This is a genomic window from Vibrio sp. B181a (assembly GCF_030248375.1).
GTDB classification, from domain to species: domain Bacteria; phylum Pseudomonadota; class Gammaproteobacteria; order Enterobacterales; family Vibrionaceae; genus Vibrio; species Vibrio campbellii.
In genome coordinates, this window is the sequence record NZ_JAHGAD010000009.1 from 152,556 (window position 1) to 169,078 (window position 16,523).

Below are 16,523 nucleotides of genomic sequence, written 5' to 3' on the forward strand. Positions count from 1 at the left end.
ATATTTGCAGGAATTACCACACCAAATTTCAAATCAATATAAGTCGCCAGCGTCTTAGGTATTGAATACTTCCAACATTTTGTGAAAACAAATACCTAACAAAAGCATAGATGATGTTCTTGAAGTTTAGAGGAAAGTTTCGATTTTTTATTGGCTTGTCTGAGTGTTAAGCACTTTTTTGAGAGCGAGATAAAAATACCAAACTGATACCGCCAAGAATGACTGAGCTGGTAGTGATGGAATGTACAGTCAGCACTTCACCCAACAGAAAGCTTCCTAGCACTAAAGCAATAACTGGCACGGAAAGTTGGCTTACCGCCGCTTGCAATAATGTAAGTTTCTTCATCACTTGATACCAAAGCACGTAACCGCAACCAGAAGCGATGGCTCCTGATGCCACTGCTAACAGTATGCCTTTCGGCGTAAATTGCATCGATCCAAGTAAAAAAGGTGAGAGCAAAAGTCCTAAGATAGAAGCAGTAATGAATCCCCAAGTAATACCGCTGGTTGGTGTTGGCGCTTGCTTACCTAAGGCGGTAAACCCTGCCCAACAGATACCAGAAACCACCATTAATAGGGCAGACCAAACATCTGGGCGTGTTGCAGATGGCAACATTAGCCACGCAAATCCAATCAAAGAAACGGCAATACCAATCACTTCGAGGGGTTTAAAGCGCTCTCCTTGCCACCAGTAAATCACGAGTAGAGTCAGTTGTACGGCACCAAAAAGTAGCAGTGCGCCCGTTCCGGCTGCTAGTTTTACATAAGCAAAAGAGAACAGTGCAGCATAGCCAAATAAGGTCATCCCAGCGAATAAACTGAATCGACGAGAAGGGATCTGGCTGCGCCAGTTTCCGCGCAGAAGTATGATGACCATTAAAGTGACTGCGCCAGAGAACAAACGGATAAGAGTGAAACTGCCCGCGTCAATCAAATCGGCTGCCAGTGCCAAACGGCACAGCAACGAGTTAGCAGCAAACGCCAACATAGCAATTGCGGTCAGTAAAAATGTCGACATTCCTTATCCTCACGTTCGGTCAGAGCTGCAGTGTAGCGTTAAACAGAAAGCGTTAATTAGTTGATAAAGCGATTAGTTCTAGCTGAAAACATAGTGCAGCATTGAGTCAAAAAGTCATCATTTTGCGAAATTGAGTAACAACGGCAAGTGTTATAGTATAACAATTTGATTTTAATGCTCGATATAGAATGAGGAATTCAGATTGAATCTATTTGTTAACGATCTCACGGTTATTGATGCTTCATACCTGTGTCAAACACGAGGCATGGTGGGTGAGAGTTGGATTCTGGACGTAGTAATGCATGGTGATCTCAATGAGATGAGCATGGTGCTGGATTTCTCTAAAGTGAAAAAACAAATCAAGCAATTGGTGGATCAATATGTTGATCACCGTTTGCTTATACCCGTAAAGAACGAGGCGGTGGAAATTACCAATGCCAAAGCGGGCTATTCTCAAGTGGATCTTATGCGTGGAGAAAAGAGTATTCACCTGAATTGCCCCGATGAAGCATTTTGTTTTGTGAACGCGGAAGACATCTCAATAGAGAGCGTAACGCAACACATCCACGACGTCCTGCAAGGTCATCTGCCAAGTAATGTCGCATCGATTGATCTGACCTTGCGTCATGAAAAACTTGATGGTGCGTATTATCACTACACCCACGGTTTGAAAAAACACGACGGTAACTGCCAGCGCATTGCGCACGGGCATCGTTCACCGATCCAAATTCTGGTTGATGGTCAGCGAGATATCGCTCGTGAGCACGCTTTTGCACAGCGTTGGCAAGATATCTACCTCGCATCCATCGAAGACCTAGTCGAGATTGGTCACCTGGAGCTAAGTGAACATGCAAGCCTCATCAACTGTGACACGCATTTTGGCTTCCGATACACCACTTCACAAGGTGACTTCCAACTTGCTATCGCGCACAGCGAAACCGAGGTGTTGAACACCGATACGACGGTAGAGTTGTTGGCTGTGTTTATCGCCAATGAAATCGCTCCTTCATTGGATGCAGGACAGCCGTTACAAATCATTGCTTATGAAGGCGTAGGGAAAGGAGCAATGGCGTTTCGCTAAGAAGGCGCCGCCGAATCTCAATCTAAACTCACTTTTACTCAATATTTGGAATATCACTTTTATGGACAAACTTAATCGTGTTCTGCTCGTAGCAGGTACGCATGGTAATGAGCTTTCTGGCATTTATCTTCAAAAGCTCATCAAAGATCGTCTTTACGATGCTGAACGCTCTACGTTCAGCACTCAATGTGTGCTTGGCAACCCGGAAGCGGTAAAGCAAAACGTTCGTTATGTTGAGACGGATTTAAACCGCGAGTTTGCGCTTGCGAATTCATCAGCCTCTTCTCATGGTGAAGGCGGGAGCCTGCAAGAGACAGAATTGGCAAAGCAATTTACCCAAACTCATGCCGCTGAAGAAAAGCAACTTATCGTCGACCTACATAACACCACCAGTAACATGGGCGCGACCTTGATTTTGGTTTCTAACGATGTGTTCTATCGCAAGATGGGGGCTTATGTGAAGCAACGTATGCCAGAAGCCAACATCTTGTTTGAAGACAGAAAAGCGTGGGATGATCAACCTTACTTGTGCACCACTGGGCAGCATGGTGTGATGATTGAAGTTGGGGCTCAAGCGCATGGTTCGCTAAAGTACGAGACTCTTGAGCTGATGAAAAAGATGCTGACTATGGTGCTCGATTACCTTGAACAGCATAACCTTGGTCGAGTTGGTGAGTTGAACGACTACGACGCGTATTTTTACACCGAAGAAGTGATGATCCCTGTCGACCACGATGGTATGCGTGCCGCAATAGTGCACCCTATGATCTGTGGACGAGATTTCGAAGTGGTGAAACCTGGAGAGCCCTTACTCGCAACTTTCTTTGGCTACGACATTTTTTGGGAAGGTAAACAGGAGATCTATCCGCACTTCATCAATGAGAGTGCGTACAGCAAAGCCAATATCGCTATGGCACTTGCTGAGAAAAAATGCGTTCGCGCGAGTGATTGAAACCGAGCTTAGCTTGGGTGTTCGCCCTCAATTCTGAACTGTTTATAGTGCTCTTCGAATCGTTCGCTTATCCAGTCCATAAGCATTTTGACTCGTGGTAGTTGATATTTGACTGGCGGACAGACGAGCGAAAGTAAGGTTTTTTCTGACCATTCAGGGAGTACTTCGATAAGTCTACCTGATGCCAAATCAGCATGGCAGTACACATCGGTTAGTCGCGTTACTCCTAGTCCAGAAACCGCCGCATGCCGCATGGTTCTGCCAGTTGCCGCTTTAATGCCTTGCCATACGTTGATGATGCGCTGCTCATTGTGATTCTTCATAATCCAATGATCCACACTGCCGTGAATCAAAGGCAAGGCTTTAAGATCTTCTGGTATGAGGATCTTCGGGTGCCGTTCGAGAAAGTCTGGGCTTGCGACATAGTGCGTGCGAAGTGTGGTGAGTCGGCGCGCGATGAGAGTGGAGTCTGGCATTTCGCCGACTCGGAGGACTAAGTCGTAGCTATCTTCAATAAGATCAACGCGATGTTTTGAGAAATCGAGCTCTACTTCTACGTTCGGGTAGGCGGATTGAAAGCTCATCACCAATGGTGCAATGAGCTCTTCGCCAATCGGACCTCCGACAGAATTCATGTGGATCCGACCCTTAATTTCGCTGGTGGTTTGCTGTGCCCACTCTGCGGCGGCATCCAGTTGTAGCATTGCTTCTTTGCACTTGCGAAAGTAACCATCGCCAATTTCAGTAAGGCGAAGCTGACGTGTGGTTCTATAAAGCAATTGAACACCTAGCGAGGACTCTAATTCACTCACGAGCTGACTCACGTTTGCCTTTGATGCGCCCATCGCTTCGGCTGCGGAGGTAAAGCTTCCACATTCCGCCACATAAATAAACGCTCGAATACCTCGCCAAGATAGATTGTTCATGTAAACCTAACAGTGTTTTCATAATGCCTATATATATCTGAATAATAGCGCTCCTTATACTGGTTTAAAAGAGAGGAGCAGAGTACAAATGTTTGTGAATGTTCGTCTCTATCGTCTAAAAAACCGTTAACCATAGAGAGTGAATCGAGTGACAGTAACAAGATATGAAGCTTCATTTTTCAGCAATGGCAACCGACTTGCAGCGGAAATTCATCGTCCATCCGTAGTGGAGAATCCTTTACCCGCGGTTTTGATTGCAGCGCCACAGGCGGGTGTGAAAGAGCAGACGGTAAGAATCTACGCCGAGAAAATTGCTGCCAAGGGATTTGTGGTATTAACGTTTGACCATGCCAGTTTTGGCGCGAGTGAAGGTGCACCAAGATTTCATGAGAACCCATACAGTAAAGCGGAAGATTGCCGCAATGGGGTCACTTATTTACGTTCTTTATCGTATGTGAACAACGAGCAAATCCATGGGTTAGGTGTTTGTTCTGGCGGCGGGTATTTAGCTCACGCCGTTGCGACAGATAGACGCGTAAAATCACTTGCGACTGTGAGTGCTTACTTTGACCACCGAGGTTTTTATCACAACGTCATTGGTCGAGAGGGTTTGTTAGATTTACTGCTTAAAGGTAATGAAGCGAGAGAACGTTATCTTGCTACTGGGCAGATTGATTTTCTGCCTCATGCACCAACTGAAGATAGTGAGGAAATGCCACGTCTGTTTAGAGAGTTCTACCAGTACTACATGACAGAGCGCGGAGCAAAAGGCTTATACGAAAGCAAATTTTTGCCTTGGTCTTATGAGACGTTGGCTAACTTTTCTGCGTTGGATATTGCTGCAAATCTGACACCGACACCACTGCTGATGATTGTCGGTACAGAAGCGGATTCCGCATACGAAAGTGAGCAAATGTTTGATGCGGCTTCGCAGCCTAAACAATTGATTAGAATTGAAGGTGCGAATCACATTGGGCTCTATGACGAAGACGAATACGTTGATCAAGCTGTTGAGCAGATCATTGAGTTTTTTAGCTAATCACACCATTAGAAGAAAAAGGGGCGAGAATATCGCCCCTTTTGCTATTTATCGATGTCACTGGAACAACCATAAAGTGACTTAATGGTATTTCGTAACCACACCAGTTTTGGGTTGTACGCATTACGTTTGTGCCAAATCATGGTGAACGGGATCAGCAGTTTATCTTGTTGAGTTTGTTCCAATGGAATGGGTAGGCACACCAAATCTGGATGCAGCTTCTTGGTGTAACTCTCGCAGTACTGCGGCGCTGTGGTCAGCATATTGTGGTGTGGTTGCGCGGCCATAAACAGAGACTGCTCGAAGCTCGACATGGTTAAGCCAATAGAGCGCTGTAGGCCAAGTTCACTCAACACTTCATCTAAAGCCCATGTTTCACTCTTTTCCCAAACAATGTTGATGTGTTGATAGCTCAAAAAGGTCTCAAGATTCCATTCCTGCTCCAAAGCAGGGTGATTCTTGTGCAAGTACACCATAGGTAAATCTGAGAACAGCACTTCAAAATCGAGGAAGTAAGGGAGCAGGTCGAGTGACTCTTTCGAGCGGGGATGGCTCTCTCTGCCGGTAAAGCCGATGTCTGCCTCTCCACGCACAATCGCATCGAGTGAATCGTAATCCCAGTTACTGGTTTTGACTTTGGCGTCTGGGTAGCGCTGGTGGATTGCAACAAGAAGATCATCAAGAATCGTCAGCACTAACGGGGATTCAATGGTCAGATCAAAACGCACGCCTTTCGGGGCTATATCGCTGCGTTTCTCCGCAATTTGGCTGCCAATTTGTAGCCATTCCGCCAGATCTTGCTCCATGCTTTGCGCTAACGGAGTGGGTGCTAATCCCTTTGGTGTTTTGACAAACAGAGGATCATCAAACCAGTCACGAAGCTTATTGAGCGATTTACTTACCGTTGAAGGCGTGACGTTTAATTTCTTCGACGCTTTAGAAACACTCTGCTCTTGCAGCAGCAATTGCAGAGTGAACAACAGGTTAAGATCAAGACGGGCTAGTGACTTCTTCATAGTGGCTTTCATGAGCAGGCTTAGGAATAAATAGTATTAGAGACAGGCTGATTGCGCCACCTGTAGCTAACACAAACACCAACATATTCAGCGCATTAACGCCGATGAAACCCATAAACCAGATGTAGAGGGCAGAGCAACACACTTGAGCGATACCCAACAGAGAGCTTGCTACACCTGCACGCAGAGAGAAAGGGTTGAGCGCTTGACTCATGGCCACGCCAAAGCCAATCGAGAAGCCAGCGCAAATCAGCCCAAATCCGAATAAGTAAAATGGGATTCCCCATTGGTTTAGATGCGCAAAACCAATCACCATTGCAGCGCTGAGAAGCAAGGTTTGCGAAATCAACATCAGAGTACGTTGCTTAAAGTAAGACAAAGCCAATGGCGCAGAGAAAGAAGTGATCATACTGACTAATGCCGTGCCAGCCATGACCGAAGAGTACCCACCACGATCAAAATCAAGTTCGTCCATCACCAGCATTGGAGAGACATTCACGTAGGTAAGAATGGTGGTCACGCCAATGGCAGTAATGATGAGTCGGCTGATAAAAAAGCGTTCACAGAAGGTTTCTTGGTTAGAAGCTGAAACGGTGTTTTGTTCTGGTATTACGTTAGGCTTTGATTCTTTGAGCATCAAGGTTGAAAGCAAACAAACCACCACACCCATGCCTGCCATAGTGGTAAACAGGCTTTGCCAAGGGAATTTAAGCATGATCAAGTGCCCAATCACTGGCGCGATGACCGGAATGATGCAGGTAATGCCGTTGAGCATAGATAGCACTTTAGCGCGGCGTTTATCATCCAACGTGTCTCTTAGAATGGCAAAAGCAACCACGTAACAAGAGCCTGCTCCAATACCTTGGGCAAAACGTGCGATTAAAAATGCAGTGGATTGCTCAGCCATGCTGCCAAGTAGTGATGCCGCAATGAAGATCGCTGCGCCAACCATAGCAACGGGTTTTCGGCCAATGGAATCGGCGATCTTGCCTGCAAATAGCATAGTGGTTGCCATTCCCGCGAGATAGATAGAGAACGCGATATGTAATTGTGACTCGTTGGCGTGTAAATCGGCTGCAATTTGTGGCAAACCTACAAGGTAAAGATCAATCGCGGTAGGATAGAGTAATACAAGGGAAAAACTACAAAGCAGAAAACGGAACATAATAACCTCACTGACAACTGGCGAGGATAATAGAATGTGAAACGTTTGCCTGCGAGTGGGAATTACGACCGTAGGTATTTCCATTTACGACATACCCTGTATGAATCGAATGTAAATTAAACAAGGATGACCATGATTACTATTGAAAAGTATACGCCATGTCGACACGCTCAAACCATTGAGCTGCAAGTCTTGGAAGATCAAGCTCAGTTTACGGTTGAGAATATTGGTAAGCGATTGGAAAGTCTTAAACCGACAGAGCTACCTCATTTGATCCTTGAAGATGATCGTGTGGTCGGGTTCTTTTTATTTGATGCTGCGTACAGTGAAGATTATGACTTTTGCCCTCAAAGAAGTTTAGGTGTTCGCTCATTACTGGTGGATCATCGCCATCAAGGCAAAGGTATTGCGAAGCAAGCAATCGGACTGTTTGGGGATTTTGTTAAGTTGCATTATCCAACGTTTGAATTTCTCTACCTAACGGTTAATTGTCGAAATGTCCCCGCCTACCAGTGTTACCTAAAGGCGGGGTTTGAAGATACTAACGAGCTGTATCATGGTGGTCCGGTTGGGCCTCAGCACATCATGCGACAAGCCTTGTAATTATTTTGCCAAACACTCAAAAGCCGCCAGTTCCACACTGTGCGGCTTTTTTTCGGCGTATTGATGGATTAGCGAATGAAGGCTTTGCGGCCAGCGAACACCGCCATTGAGCCTAACTCGTCTTCAATGCGCATAAGCTGGTTGTACTTTTCGACACGTTCACCACGGCATGGTGCGCCTGTTTTGAGGTGACCTGTGCGAAGTGCGACTGTCATATCAGCAATGAAGCTGTCTGTGGTTTCCCCCGAGCGGTGAGAAACAAACGCGCCCCATGCAGCATGGTGACACATTTGAATCGCTTCAATGGTTTCGGTTAAAGAGCCAATCTGATTCAGTTTGATCAATGCTGAATTGGCAGCATTCATCTCAATCGCTTTCTGTATGTACTTGGTATTAGTAACGAGAAGATCGTCACCGACGATTTCGATCTTACCGCCAAGCTTCTCATTTAGTAGTGGCCAGTTGTCCCAATCGTCTTCCGCCAAGCCATCTTCAAGAAGGACGACCGGAAAATCTTCAACCAACTTCTCGTAGTATTCAATCATCTCTGCGGAGGTCAGTTCACGGTTCTCTGAGCGCAACTTGTATTTACCATTCTCATAGAATTCACTAGAGGCTGGGTCCATACAGATACCGACATCGACACCAGGTTTCAGTCCAGCTCTCTCAATCCCTTTGACAATCAGCTCCAATGGCTCGCGGTTTGATTTCACTGCAGGAGCAAAGCCACCTTCATCACCGACACCAACAGAGTAATCTGACTCAAGCAGAACCTGGCGTAGAGCATGATAGACTTCGCTGCCCCATTGCACCGCTTGTCTGAAGTTTTTAGCTCCATATGGCGCGATCATGTATTCCTGAAAATCCGGGCCTTGCCAGCGAGCATGTACACCACCGTTGAGGATGTTCATGCAAGGCACGGGTAGAAGGTTAGCGCCTACACCACCGAGATACTGATAGAGTGGGATGTCTGCTGTCATCGCGGATGCGCGAGCTACGGCCAAAGAAACCCCAAGAATGCCGTTTGCGCCCAGACGAGACTTATTTTCGGTGCCGTCTAACTCGATCATAATGCGATCAATCAGTGCTTGATCTCGAGAGTCTAAACCAACAATAGCCTCAAGCACTTCAGTGTTGATCAGTTGAACGGCATTAAGTACACCTTTGCCACCAAAGCGGGCATCGTCACCATCACGTAACTCAACAGCCTCTCGTGAACCGGTACTCGCACCAGACGGAACAGAAGCTCTCGCGGTAATACCGCAACCTAGTGTTACTTCTACTTCAACGGTAGGATTTCCGCGTGAATCCAAAATCTCGCGCGCCAGAATATCCTCAATCAAGAAATCCATATTTTGTCCTTAATGATCATTTAGATGGAGAAACGATTTTAGAGTGTAGACTCCGATTTATAATATGGGCGGCTTTTGATAGCTTTGATGTTCAAGGATGTTGTTTATGTGGCTGTTTTCACATAAATTTCATAAAGATTTACCCCTCGTCATCAAGGAAGACATGTGAAAATTGAAGTCGATAATTTAGAAAGAGCAGAGGTCATTGCGCTGCTAGAAGAGCATTTGCAAGATATGTATGCCACGTCGCCACCAGAGAGCGTACATGCGCTAGATTTGGATAAACTGAAAGCGCCAGAAGTGACATTTTGGACTGGATGGAAAGAGGAACAGCTACTTGGTTGTGCTGCGATTAAGGAATTGGACGAGCAACACGCAGAGCTGAAATCAATGCGCACTACGCCATCGGCAAGAGGCCAAGGTGTGGCGTCTCAATTATTGATTCATGTGATTGAGCAAGCGAAGCAAAAAGGGCTACGACGATTAAGTCTGGAAACGGGGTCGATGGAATTTTTTGAGCCTGCCCGTCTGCTGTATGAGAAACATGGCTTTGTCTACTGCGAGCCTTTCGGGGATTACGAACTCGATCCGAACAGCCAATTTATGACCCTAGAGCTGAGCTAGGGCCATGGATTTTTAGCAAACTAAATGCAGCGGTTTTAGAAGTTCAAATTGAAATTAATGGTTGGTGTGAGCAGTTGTGAGCGCTCATCTGCTAGCCTTTTTCTCTTTTCTTTTAATCGCTTAGCATTTTCTTTATCAGGATTGTTGTCTAGCTGATTGTCGATAACCGAGATTTCGGTATCGATTTGTTGGATACGCTGTTGGCGTTGATATTCCTGGCGACCTAATTGGTAATTTTCAAGAAATTGCTTGTTGCTGCATACGCCATAATATTCTCTGCCCTCACTTCCCACGGTGTAACCGTTGTCTGGAGAGCAATAGATGATAGTGCCTTTATCGAAGCCTTCTTTCCACTGCGCGCGATTTGGAGTCACTCCGGCCTCGTTACAGTCTTCGGTATAACTATTAATAATGTTTGGCGCGTTGCCGTTTAAGCCATTTTGGTAGCCGACGTTGTACCAGTCCGCGGTTTTACATTCTTCGGGAGACATGCTGGCACAGCCAGAGAGCAAAGTGATTAACGTTAAGGGTAGTAGTGCTCTTTTCATCCGTTATTGTCCTTTAAACTGATTCCAGCCAAAGAGTGTAAAATGAACACTGTTCATATCAATGGGTGAAATCATTGTATTCGCAAATGTAGTGAGTCATCAGTGCGGGTGATAAGTTCCATTATTTGAATGAATTTTGTTTTATTAATATCTCTCGCGGATTTTGCCATTGCTGTATCAATCCGATAGCCTTTGCATCAAAGTAAGGGATAACCCCAACACAAAAATAAATATCGTCAACGAGGTTAAGACAATGAGCGACCAATCAACCGTCGTTATTATTGAGGATGAATCTGCCATTGCAGAAAACCTCATTCATGTATTAGAGATGGATGGCTATCATGCGGCGTGGTTTGCAACGGCAGGCGAGGGCTTAGCCTTTTTACAGCAAAACCCTGCAGCGTTACTTGTGTTGGATGTTGGTTTACCGGATGGCAATGGTTTTGAATTGTGCAAAACCATCCGTGAGTTTTCTGATATTCCCATTATCTTTCTCACCGCAAGAAGTGATGAAATTGACCGTGTAGTGGGCTTAGAGATTGGTGCGGATGATTACGTGACTAAGCCTTTTAGTCCGCGCGAAATGTTGGCTCGCATTAAACTTAGAATCAAAGCCAAAGCGCCGATGATGGAGCACAAACCGGAGTCTGTGGCTGTTCCAGAACAACCTCAATTGAACCATGATTTGGTTGCACAAAACTTCGACTATGGTATTGGCGGGCAAATGCTTGGATTAACTGCGGTGGAATTTAAGATCCTCGATAAACTGATTTCCGTCTCTTCCAATGTATTGAGCCGAGAGCAGCTCATGGTCGCTGCAGACATGGCTCCAGAGGCCGCATACGAGCGCAATATCGATACCCATATCAAAGCTATTCGCCATAAGTTGAAGCCGTTTGAGATGTCTGAACGCATCTGTACCAAGCGTGGCTTTGGTTACTTTTACTGCATTAAGGGTGAATGATGAATCGCTGGCCGAAGATCCCACTTGGACTCAGACTGTTTTTTCTCTACTTCCTCTTAGTCGGAATGACGGCTTACATGGTGAGCAAAACTGTCGTCCAAGAACTCAAGCCAACCGTGCGTCAAACCACCGAAGAGACGCTGGTGGATATGGCGAACTTACTCGCGGTATTGGCGGAAGAAGACGTCGCGAACGACAAGTTATCTGAGAGTCGCTTTTCCAAACTGCTAGCGGCTTATGGGCAGCGAGAACCCCAAGCGCGCATTTGGGAAATTGGCAAAAAAGCGATTAACCATCGAATTTACATCACCGACAAACAAGGCATTGTGATTGCGGATTCTTGGCAACAAGACGTAGGCAAAGACTACTCGCAATGGAATGATGTGTATCTCACGTTGCGTGGTCAATACGGCGCACGCAGTACCATCGAAGACCCGAAAGATCCGCTCTCAACCGTTATGTACGTTGCTGCGCCCATTTACCACAAAGGCGAAATCATTGGCAGCGTGACGGTGGCAAAATCCAATCGCTCAGTACAACCCTTCATCGATCTTTCTAAACGCAATGTGCTGTTTTGGATGGTGTGGATGAGTGGTTTAGTGCTGTTGGCAGGGGCATTGTTTGCTTGGCGAATTCACTCGGCACTGAACAAGCTAGAAGACTACGCGACCAAAATGGGTGAGGGCGAAAAGGTCTCTAAGCCGACATTTCGTATCTTCTATGAGTACGGCACGCTAAGCGACGCATTGGAGAAAATGCGCAACCAGCTCGATGGTAAACAGTATGTGGAAGAGTACGTGCAGACGCTGACTCATGAGCTGAAAAGCCCGTTGTCAGCGATTAAAGGCGCGAGTGAAATAATGCAAATGCCGTTGCCTGAAGAAAAGGTCACGCGCTTTGCTGGCAACATTGAGCGAGAAAGCGACCGCATGCAGTCATTGATTGATAAGTTGCTCGAACTGGCTCGTCTTGAAAAGCGCCCCGAGCTAGAACAAGTCGAAGCTATCTCGCTAAAACAAATGGTCAATGAAGTGGTTCAATCGGCAGATGCGCGTTTGAGTGCTAAGTCGGTCACTGCCAACATCCAAATTGATGACCATCTCTCCGTGCTTGGTGATGCCTTCTTACTGAAACAAGCCGTTTTTAACTTGATGGACAATGCGCTGGATTTTGTTGATTCAGAGGGATGCATTGAATGGAAAGCTGAGGTCACGAAAGAGAAAGTGTGCCTGTCGATTTTCAATTCAGGTCCTCATATTCCCGACTACGCGATGCCTCGTTTGACGGAACGCTTCTACTCCCTCGCTCGGGAAAATGGTGTTAAAAGCACTGGGCTTGGACTTAATTTTGTTGAGCAAGTGATCAAGCTGCACAAAGGTAAGTTGCAAGTAGAAAACGTCGATTCTGGTGTGAAAGTGACCCTGATTTTACCAACTCCATAGAAACTCCACATTAGCTCCATTCGTTCTCCAAATTGCTGATTTAGATTACTCCCATCAGCAAATGGAGAATGAAACATGAAAAAGATCCTCAATAACCAACTCGGCACGAAGTTCGCCTTCGTGCTGTTTTTGTTTGTCTTACTGCAAATCCCGCTTTCAATGGTCACGGGGCTGATCTCAGAGCGCTCATATCGCCAAGATGAAGTCAGAAACGACATCGCACGCAGCAGCAGCGGTGAACAGCGCATCATTGGTCCATTCATCATGGTTAACTACACCGAAACCAGTTACCGAGATGACAAAGTACAGATTAAAGAGCGTCGTAAATTCCTCCTACCTAGCACTTTTGATATGAGCGCGAATCTGGACAGTTTTGAAAAGTACCGAGGCATTTACCGTGCGCGTTTATACAAAGCACAAGTGGCACTGACAGGCACTTTTGATGCAGACGATCTCGCGGCGTTGCAGGGGCTTGATATTGAAAACATGAGCCTAGTGGTTGGCATTGAAGACAGCCGTGGATTGATTCGTTTGGATGACATGACCATGGCGAGCTCTGACATCGAAGTCGCACCGGGAACGGGGTTAGATCAGTTACCACAAGGCTTCCACAGTGCTATGACACTCGCAGATCTAAACGCAGAGCAACCTTTGGCATTCGATCTTAACTTCTTACTGCAAGGGATGGGACAGCTTCAAGTCACACCAATCGGCAGTCAAACAACGGTTGAACTCTCTTCAACTTGGGCACATCCAAGCTTTATCGGTGATTACTTACCGGTGTCATCAGAAGTATCTGAAGATGGATTTAAAGCACAATGGGCGAGCAACAACTTCTCTACCAATATCGCGCAACTGTTCCAAAGCTGTTTGTCATCGAATCATGCTTGTCACGAGCTTGAACAGCGACAAATGGGCGTAGATTTGATTGACCCCGTGGACCATTATTTGAAATCCCACCGAGCTGTGAACTATTCACTGTTGGTTATCACATTAGTATTTGCGAGTTTCTTCTTGCTGGAGCTGTTCCAAGCGCGTCCGGTTCACCCAGTACAATACGGCTTTATTGGTCTGGCTTTAGCGCTTTTCTATCTGTTGCTGATTTCGATGAGTGAACACCTCGGCTTCAACTGGGCATATGTGGTGTCGGCAGTCGCATCGACTGGGCTTTTAAGTGTGTACGTGAGCGGTATGTTGAGTAACACCAAACACGGCGCGATATTCGGAGCGTGTTTGCTCACTCTTTATGGATTGCTGTTTGGCTTGCTACAAGCAGAGAGTTACGCATTGGTCATGGGGACATTACTGTGTTTCGCAATTTTGAGCTTCACTATGGTTATTACACGCAACATCGACTGGTACGCACGAAATAAGAAAGCGGAAGAAAGCGCAAAGGCGAATCATGAAGATGTTTAAGCGAGCCACTCTCGCTGGTCGGCCAAGCGATATGGTGAAAGAGACGTCCGCTATCCACCTGCGATTTTCTGCAAAAAATGGACTGAAAAGCTTGGTGTGTTTTATCGCATTGGTCGTTATTGCGCTCTATGTTCGAGACAGCTTTATTCGTCCGACATTTGGTGATGTTCTGGTTGTGGTTTGGCTCTACTACTTTCTTGCAAGCTTGTTTTCCATGCCCGTTAACTGGCTGGTTTCACTGGTGGTGTTGATTGCGTTTGCTGTTGAGTTAGGGCAACTGTTACAGGTCGCAGTTTGGCTCGGTATCGAACCTTCATCGCCTCTGGCTGTAATTTTGGGCACCACATTTGATTGGAAAGATCTGCTAGCTTACTGCATAGGAGGTTTACTGTGTTGGTGGATGGAAAAGAAATGAAAACCGAGCTGAAAGCCATTACTTTGCCAAGCCGACTCCGCTATTCCAAACGAGGTATTCGTAAGAGGTTCAAAATCAGTTTACTCAAGCGCGTGTACCTTTGGTCACTGACCAATAGAGAACTGCTGTAGCGCTACTTCTTTATCTGAAACACAAAAGGGAATCTTAAACTCACCGGCGCACAGGGTGAGTTAAGATTCCCTTTATTATTCATTGAGACGTCTAGCTGCTACTTTTAATTAGCTTTCAAATGAAAGTTTCTCGCCAAACGTCTCTTTCCAGTCTTTATCGAACTGTTCAACCATGGCAACGCCAGACGGTCGTAAAGCGAAAACACTATTGGCAGAGGCACCTAAGCATGCGGCGCAAAACCTAAAAGCGCGTGAGGCACTGAAAGTAACGTACTAATAAACGCGTCAGAGCGTCACAAAGGCACCAATTGGTGCCTTTTCTGTTTGAGCTTTATCGTGTTTGGCAACATAACCATTTGATTAATTGAGTGGTTTCAATAGGGTAGGAGAAAGTTTCAAAAAGAAGGGTAGAAGAACGGATGTTTTTACTCGTCGCAGTTTTTGCTGGTTTGGCTGCATTAGTTTGGTTTTACCGAGAAGGGCAGGTTATCGGTTTAAACCGAATTCTCGGTATGCTTTATTTCATTGCGTACACTGTTGTGTATTTGTACGTCCCACCATTCCTTGAGGTTGGTCATCAATATATAGGTAAAACCTACGAGCTTGTCCCAATCGTTTGCTTTTACTTTATTTTGCAACCGGATCCTGAAGAGGCATCGGTAGAGCAAAAGGCCATGACCTTCTTCGCATGGTGTGGATTGCTATTCATCACCTGCTTCTTGTTGTATTTCAAAATGAATGTTTGGTAAAAAGTTATATTCAAGGATGAAAGATGAGTGCCAGTCACTATGTAAAAGAGCTACGCAGCAAAGTTGGTAATCAAGTATTAATGATTCCGGGCGTTGCAGCCGTGATCCTTAATGAAAGTAATAAACTGCTTTTGCAAAAGAAAGTGGATGGCAGTTGGAGTTTACCTGCAGGCATGATTGAGCCAGCCGAATCACCTTCGCAAGCCGTGATTCGAGAAGTCAGAGAAGAGACCGGACTCAAGATTAAAGTTGAACGTGTGCTCGGTGTTTTCGGTGGAGAGGGGTTTGGTTTTACTTATCCAAACGGCGACCAAGTTGAATACACAGTTATCTTGTTAAAGTGTCTGCAAACGGGACACTTTGACGAACAGCTAGATGACGAGACTATCGAGCTGGCTTGGTTCTCTAAAACAGATATGCCGACACTTGCTTTGCCTTATCCCCTTGAGTGCTTATTTGCAGAAAACATCGAACCATTGGTTTCGTAGCGAATGCTCACTCAAACTAAACAAGGAAGAAAATGAAAATAGTCAAAGCCAACCTCAACCATTTAGAGGCGTTTGAGCAGTATGTTGAAAAGTGTGCTCTGGCGGGAATGGAAATGTACATCATCGCCCAAAGCGACAGTGAAGCGTTGCTGAAAAAACGAATTGGATACGCGAAAGGCGAAGGCTTGCCGGAAGGTTGGACGCCGTCTTCGACATACTTCTGTATAGAGGAAGGGGTGATACTTGGTTCGATTCGGGTTCGTGATGGTAATAACGACTATCTTGAAAATGTGATAGGGCATATTGGTTACGAAACCGCGCCAGATGCTCAAGGCAAAGGCATCGCCACATTCATGTTGAATTGGGTGAAAGCCGAGGTTATAGAAGACAGCGCTATCGTTACTTGTGATGTGAACAATACCGCATCAAGGCGCGTGATCGAAAAGGCGGGTGGCGAGTTTCTCAATACATTTTATTCAGAACAAGACCAATACGAAGTGCGCCGCTATCGATTGTCGGCAGAGTAAATTCATTGAGATGAACAAACGCCCTCGTGAATGAGGGCGTTTGTTATTGAGAATGTTCCATTATGAA

At 45.8% G+C, this 16,523-nt stretch carries 18 protein-coding genes; 12 read left to right on the top strand and 6 right to left on the bottom strand.

Translation table 11 applies throughout. The features are described 5' to 3' along the window. Window positions 1-166: 166 nt before the first annotated feature. Complete coding sequence (locus KIO97_RS04525; protein WP_050906064.1) at window positions 167-1,018, bottom strand: DMT family transporter; 852 nt, start codon at window positions 1,016-1,018, stop codon at window positions 167-169. Window positions 1,019-1,220: 202 nt separating this feature from the next. Between KIO97_RS04525 and KIO97_RS04530 the strand changes: the two genes are divergently transcribed. Then, window positions 1,221-2,099, top strand: coding sequence for a 6-carboxytetrahydropterin synthase (locus KIO97_RS04530; protein WP_285381203.1), 879 nt, complete (start codon window positions 1,221-1,223; stop codon window positions 2,097-2,099). 61 nt (window positions 2,100-2,160) lie between these two features. Continuing rightward, window positions 2,161-3,051, top strand: a complete 891-nt coding sequence (locus tag KIO97_RS04535) for an aspartoacylase (RefSeq protein WP_045454177.1) — start codon at window positions 2,161-2,163, stop codon at window positions 3,049-3,051. Window positions 3,052-3,059: 8 nt separating this feature from the next. On the opposite strand, the gene KIO97_RS04540 is transcribed toward KIO97_RS04535, so the two are convergent. Continuing rightward, window positions 3,060-3,977: a LysR family transcriptional regulator gene (locus tag KIO97_RS04540; RefSeq protein ID WP_285381205.1), complete on the bottom strand. Its 918-nt coding sequence runs from the start codon at window positions 3,975-3,977 to the stop codon at window positions 3,060-3,062. Window positions 3,978-4,125: 148 nt separating this feature from the next. Between KIO97_RS04540 and KIO97_RS04545 the strand changes: the two genes are divergently transcribed. Next, window positions 4,126-5,016, top strand: coding sequence for an alpha/beta hydrolase (locus KIO97_RS04545; protein ID WP_285381206.1), 891 nt, complete (start codon window positions 4,126-4,128; stop codon window positions 5,014-5,016). A 44-nt stretch (window positions 5,017-5,060) separates the two neighbouring features. Here KIO97_RS04545 and yidZ read toward each other — a convergent pair whose 3' ends face one another. Continuing rightward, window positions 5,061-6,032, bottom strand: a complete 972-nt coding sequence (gene yidZ, locus KIO97_RS04550; RefSeq protein WP_285381207.1) for an HTH-type transcriptional regulator YidZ — start codon at window positions 6,030-6,032, stop codon at window positions 5,061-5,063. Continuing rightward, window positions 6,007-7,197 carry an MFS transporter gene (locus KIO97_RS04555; protein WP_285381208.1) on the bottom strand — a complete coding sequence of 397 codons (1,191 nt, stop codon included), beginning with the start codon at window positions 7,195-7,197 and terminating at the stop codon, window positions 6,007-6,009. The genes yidZ and KIO97_RS04555 overlap by 26 nt, the downstream gene beginning before the upstream one ends. Window positions 7,198-7,329: 132 nt before the next feature. Between KIO97_RS04555 and KIO97_RS04560 the strand changes: the two genes are divergently transcribed. Further along, a complete protein-coding gene (locus KIO97_RS04560; protein WP_045383767.1) occupies window positions 7,330-7,800 on the top strand; it encodes a GNAT family N-acetyltransferase in 471 nt (156 codons plus the stop codon). Window positions 7,801-7,868: 68 nt separating this feature from the next. On the opposite strand, the gene eno is transcribed toward KIO97_RS04560, so the two are convergent. Next, window positions 7,869-9,152: a phosphopyruvate hydratase gene (eno, locus tag KIO97_RS04565; protein ID WP_051117903.1), complete on the bottom strand. Its 1,284-nt coding sequence runs from the start codon at window positions 9,150-9,152 to the stop codon at window positions 7,869-7,871. A 165-nt stretch (window positions 9,153-9,317) separates the two neighbouring features. On the opposite strand from eno, the gene KIO97_RS04570 reads away from it, so the two are divergent. Beyond that, window positions 9,318-9,776 (top strand): GNAT family N-acetyltransferase, encoded by a 459-nt coding sequence (locus KIO97_RS04570; RefSeq protein ID WP_212582808.1) that lies wholly within the window; start codon window positions 9,318-9,320, stop codon window positions 9,774-9,776. A 35-nt stretch (window positions 9,777-9,811) separates the two neighbouring features. Here the strand turns inward: KIO97_RS04570 and KIO97_RS04575 are convergent, their stop codons facing one another. Beyond that, window positions 9,812-10,324: a DUF2799 domain-containing protein gene (locus tag KIO97_RS04575; protein ID WP_285381212.1), complete on the bottom strand. Its 513-nt coding sequence runs from the start codon at window positions 10,322-10,324 to the stop codon at window positions 9,812-9,814. Window positions 10,325-10,577: 253 nt separating this feature from the next. Between KIO97_RS04575 and KIO97_RS04580 the strand changes: the two genes are divergently transcribed. The 7 genes from KIO97_RS04580 to KIO97_RS04610 all read left to right on the top strand — a co-directional run bounded on the left by KIO97_RS04580 (window position 10,578) and on the right by KIO97_RS04610 (window position 16,456). Then, window positions 10,578-11,288, top strand: a complete 711-nt coding sequence (locus tag KIO97_RS04580) for a response regulator (RefSeq protein WP_045454204.1) — start codon at window positions 10,578-10,580, stop codon at window positions 11,286-11,288. Beyond that, entirely contained in the window at window positions 11,288-12,730 is a 1,443-nt protein-coding gene (gene creC, locus KIO97_RS04585; protein ID WP_285381366.1) for a two-component system sensor histidine kinase CreC, read from the top strand. The genes KIO97_RS04580 and creC overlap by 1 nt, the downstream gene beginning before the upstream one ends. A gap of 75 nt (window positions 12,731-12,805) precedes the next feature. Then, the gene (gene creD, locus KIO97_RS04590) at window positions 12,806-14,146 is read left to right on the top strand and encodes a cell envelope integrity protein CreD (protein ID WP_285381214.1); all 1,341 of its coding nucleotides are present in this window, start codon (window positions 12,806-12,808) and stop codon (window positions 14,144-14,146) included. Continuing rightward, window positions 14,133-14,561, top strand: a complete 429-nt coding sequence (locus KIO97_RS04595; RefSeq protein WP_285381215.1) for a DUF2809 domain-containing protein — start codon at window positions 14,133-14,135, stop codon at window positions 14,559-14,561. Before creD ends, KIO97_RS04595 begins: the two co-directional genes overlap by 14 nt. A gap of 550 nt (window positions 14,562-15,111) precedes the next feature. Beyond that, complete coding sequence (locus KIO97_RS04600) at window positions 15,112-15,441, top strand: hypothetical protein (RefSeq protein ID WP_285381216.1); 330 nt, start codon at window positions 15,112-15,114, stop codon at window positions 15,439-15,441. Window positions 15,442-15,464: 23 nt separating this feature from the next. Next, entirely contained in the window at window positions 15,465-15,929 is a 465-nt protein-coding gene (locus tag KIO97_RS04605; protein ID WP_285381217.1) for an NUDIX domain-containing protein, read from the top strand. Between the two features lie 32 nt (window positions 15,930-15,961). Continuing rightward, window positions 15,962-16,456 (top strand): GNAT family N-acetyltransferase, encoded by a 495-nt coding sequence (locus tag KIO97_RS04610; protein ID WP_285381218.1) that lies wholly within the window; start codon window positions 15,962-15,964, stop codon window positions 16,454-16,456. The last annotated feature ends 67 nt before the right edge of the window (window positions 16,457-16,523 follow it).

Excerpts from the sequence above, each read along its gene's own strand:
- KIO97_RS04555 (WP_285381208.1), bottom strand. The coding sequence starts at position 7,197 with ATGTTCCGTTTTCTGCTTTGTAGTTTTTCCCTTGTATTACTCTATCCT.
- KIO97_RS04610 (WP_285381218.1), top strand. The coding sequence starts at position 15,962 with ATGAAAATAGTCAAAGCCAACCTCAACCATTTAGAGGCGTTTGAGCAG.
- creC (WP_285381366.1), top strand. The coding sequence starts at position 11,288 with ATGAATCGCTGGCCGAAGATCCCACTTGGACTCAGACTGTTTTTTCTC.
- eno (WP_051117903.1), bottom strand. The coding sequence starts at position 9,152 with ATGGATTTCTTGATTGAGGATATTCTGGCGCGCGAGATTTTGGATTCA.
- creD (WP_285381214.1), top strand. The coding sequence starts at position 12,806 with ATGAAAAAGATCCTCAATAACCAACTCGGCACGAAGTTCGCCTTCGTG.
- KIO97_RS04525 (WP_050906064.1), bottom strand. The coding sequence starts at position 1,018 with ATGTCGACATTTTTACTGACCGCAATTGCTATGTTGGCGTTTGCTGCT.
- KIO97_RS04605 (WP_285381217.1), top strand. The coding sequence starts at position 15,465 with ATGAGTGCCAGTCACTATGTAAAAGAGCTACGCAGCAAAGTTGGTAAT.
- KIO97_RS04535 (WP_045454177.1), top strand. The coding sequence starts at position 2,161 with ATGGACAAACTTAATCGTGTTCTGCTCGTAGCAGGTACGCATGGTAAT.
- yidZ (WP_285381207.1), bottom strand. The coding sequence starts at position 6,032 with ATGAAGAAGTCACTAGCCCGTCTTGATCTTAACCTGTTGTTCACTCTG.
- KIO97_RS04595 (WP_285381215.1), top strand. The coding sequence starts at position 14,133 with ATGAAGATGTTTAAGCGAGCCACTCTCGCTGGTCGGCCAAGCGATATG.
- KIO97_RS04560 (WP_045383767.1), top strand. The coding sequence starts at position 7,330 with ATGATTACTATTGAAAAGTATACGCCATGTCGACACGCTCAAACCATT.
- KIO97_RS04600 (WP_285381216.1), top strand. The coding sequence starts at position 15,112 with ATGTTTTTACTCGTCGCAGTTTTTGCTGGTTTGGCTGCATTAGTTTGG.
- KIO97_RS04575 (WP_285381212.1), bottom strand. The coding sequence starts at position 10,324 with ATGAAAAGAGCACTACTACCCTTAACGTTAATCACTTTGCTCTCTGGC.
- KIO97_RS04540 (WP_285381205.1), bottom strand. The coding sequence starts at position 3,977 with ATGAACAATCTATCTTGGCGAGGTATTCGAGCGTTTATTTATGTGGCG.
- KIO97_RS04580 (WP_045454204.1), top strand. The coding sequence starts at position 10,578 with ATGAGCGACCAATCAACCGTCGTTATTATTGAGGATGAATCTGCCATT.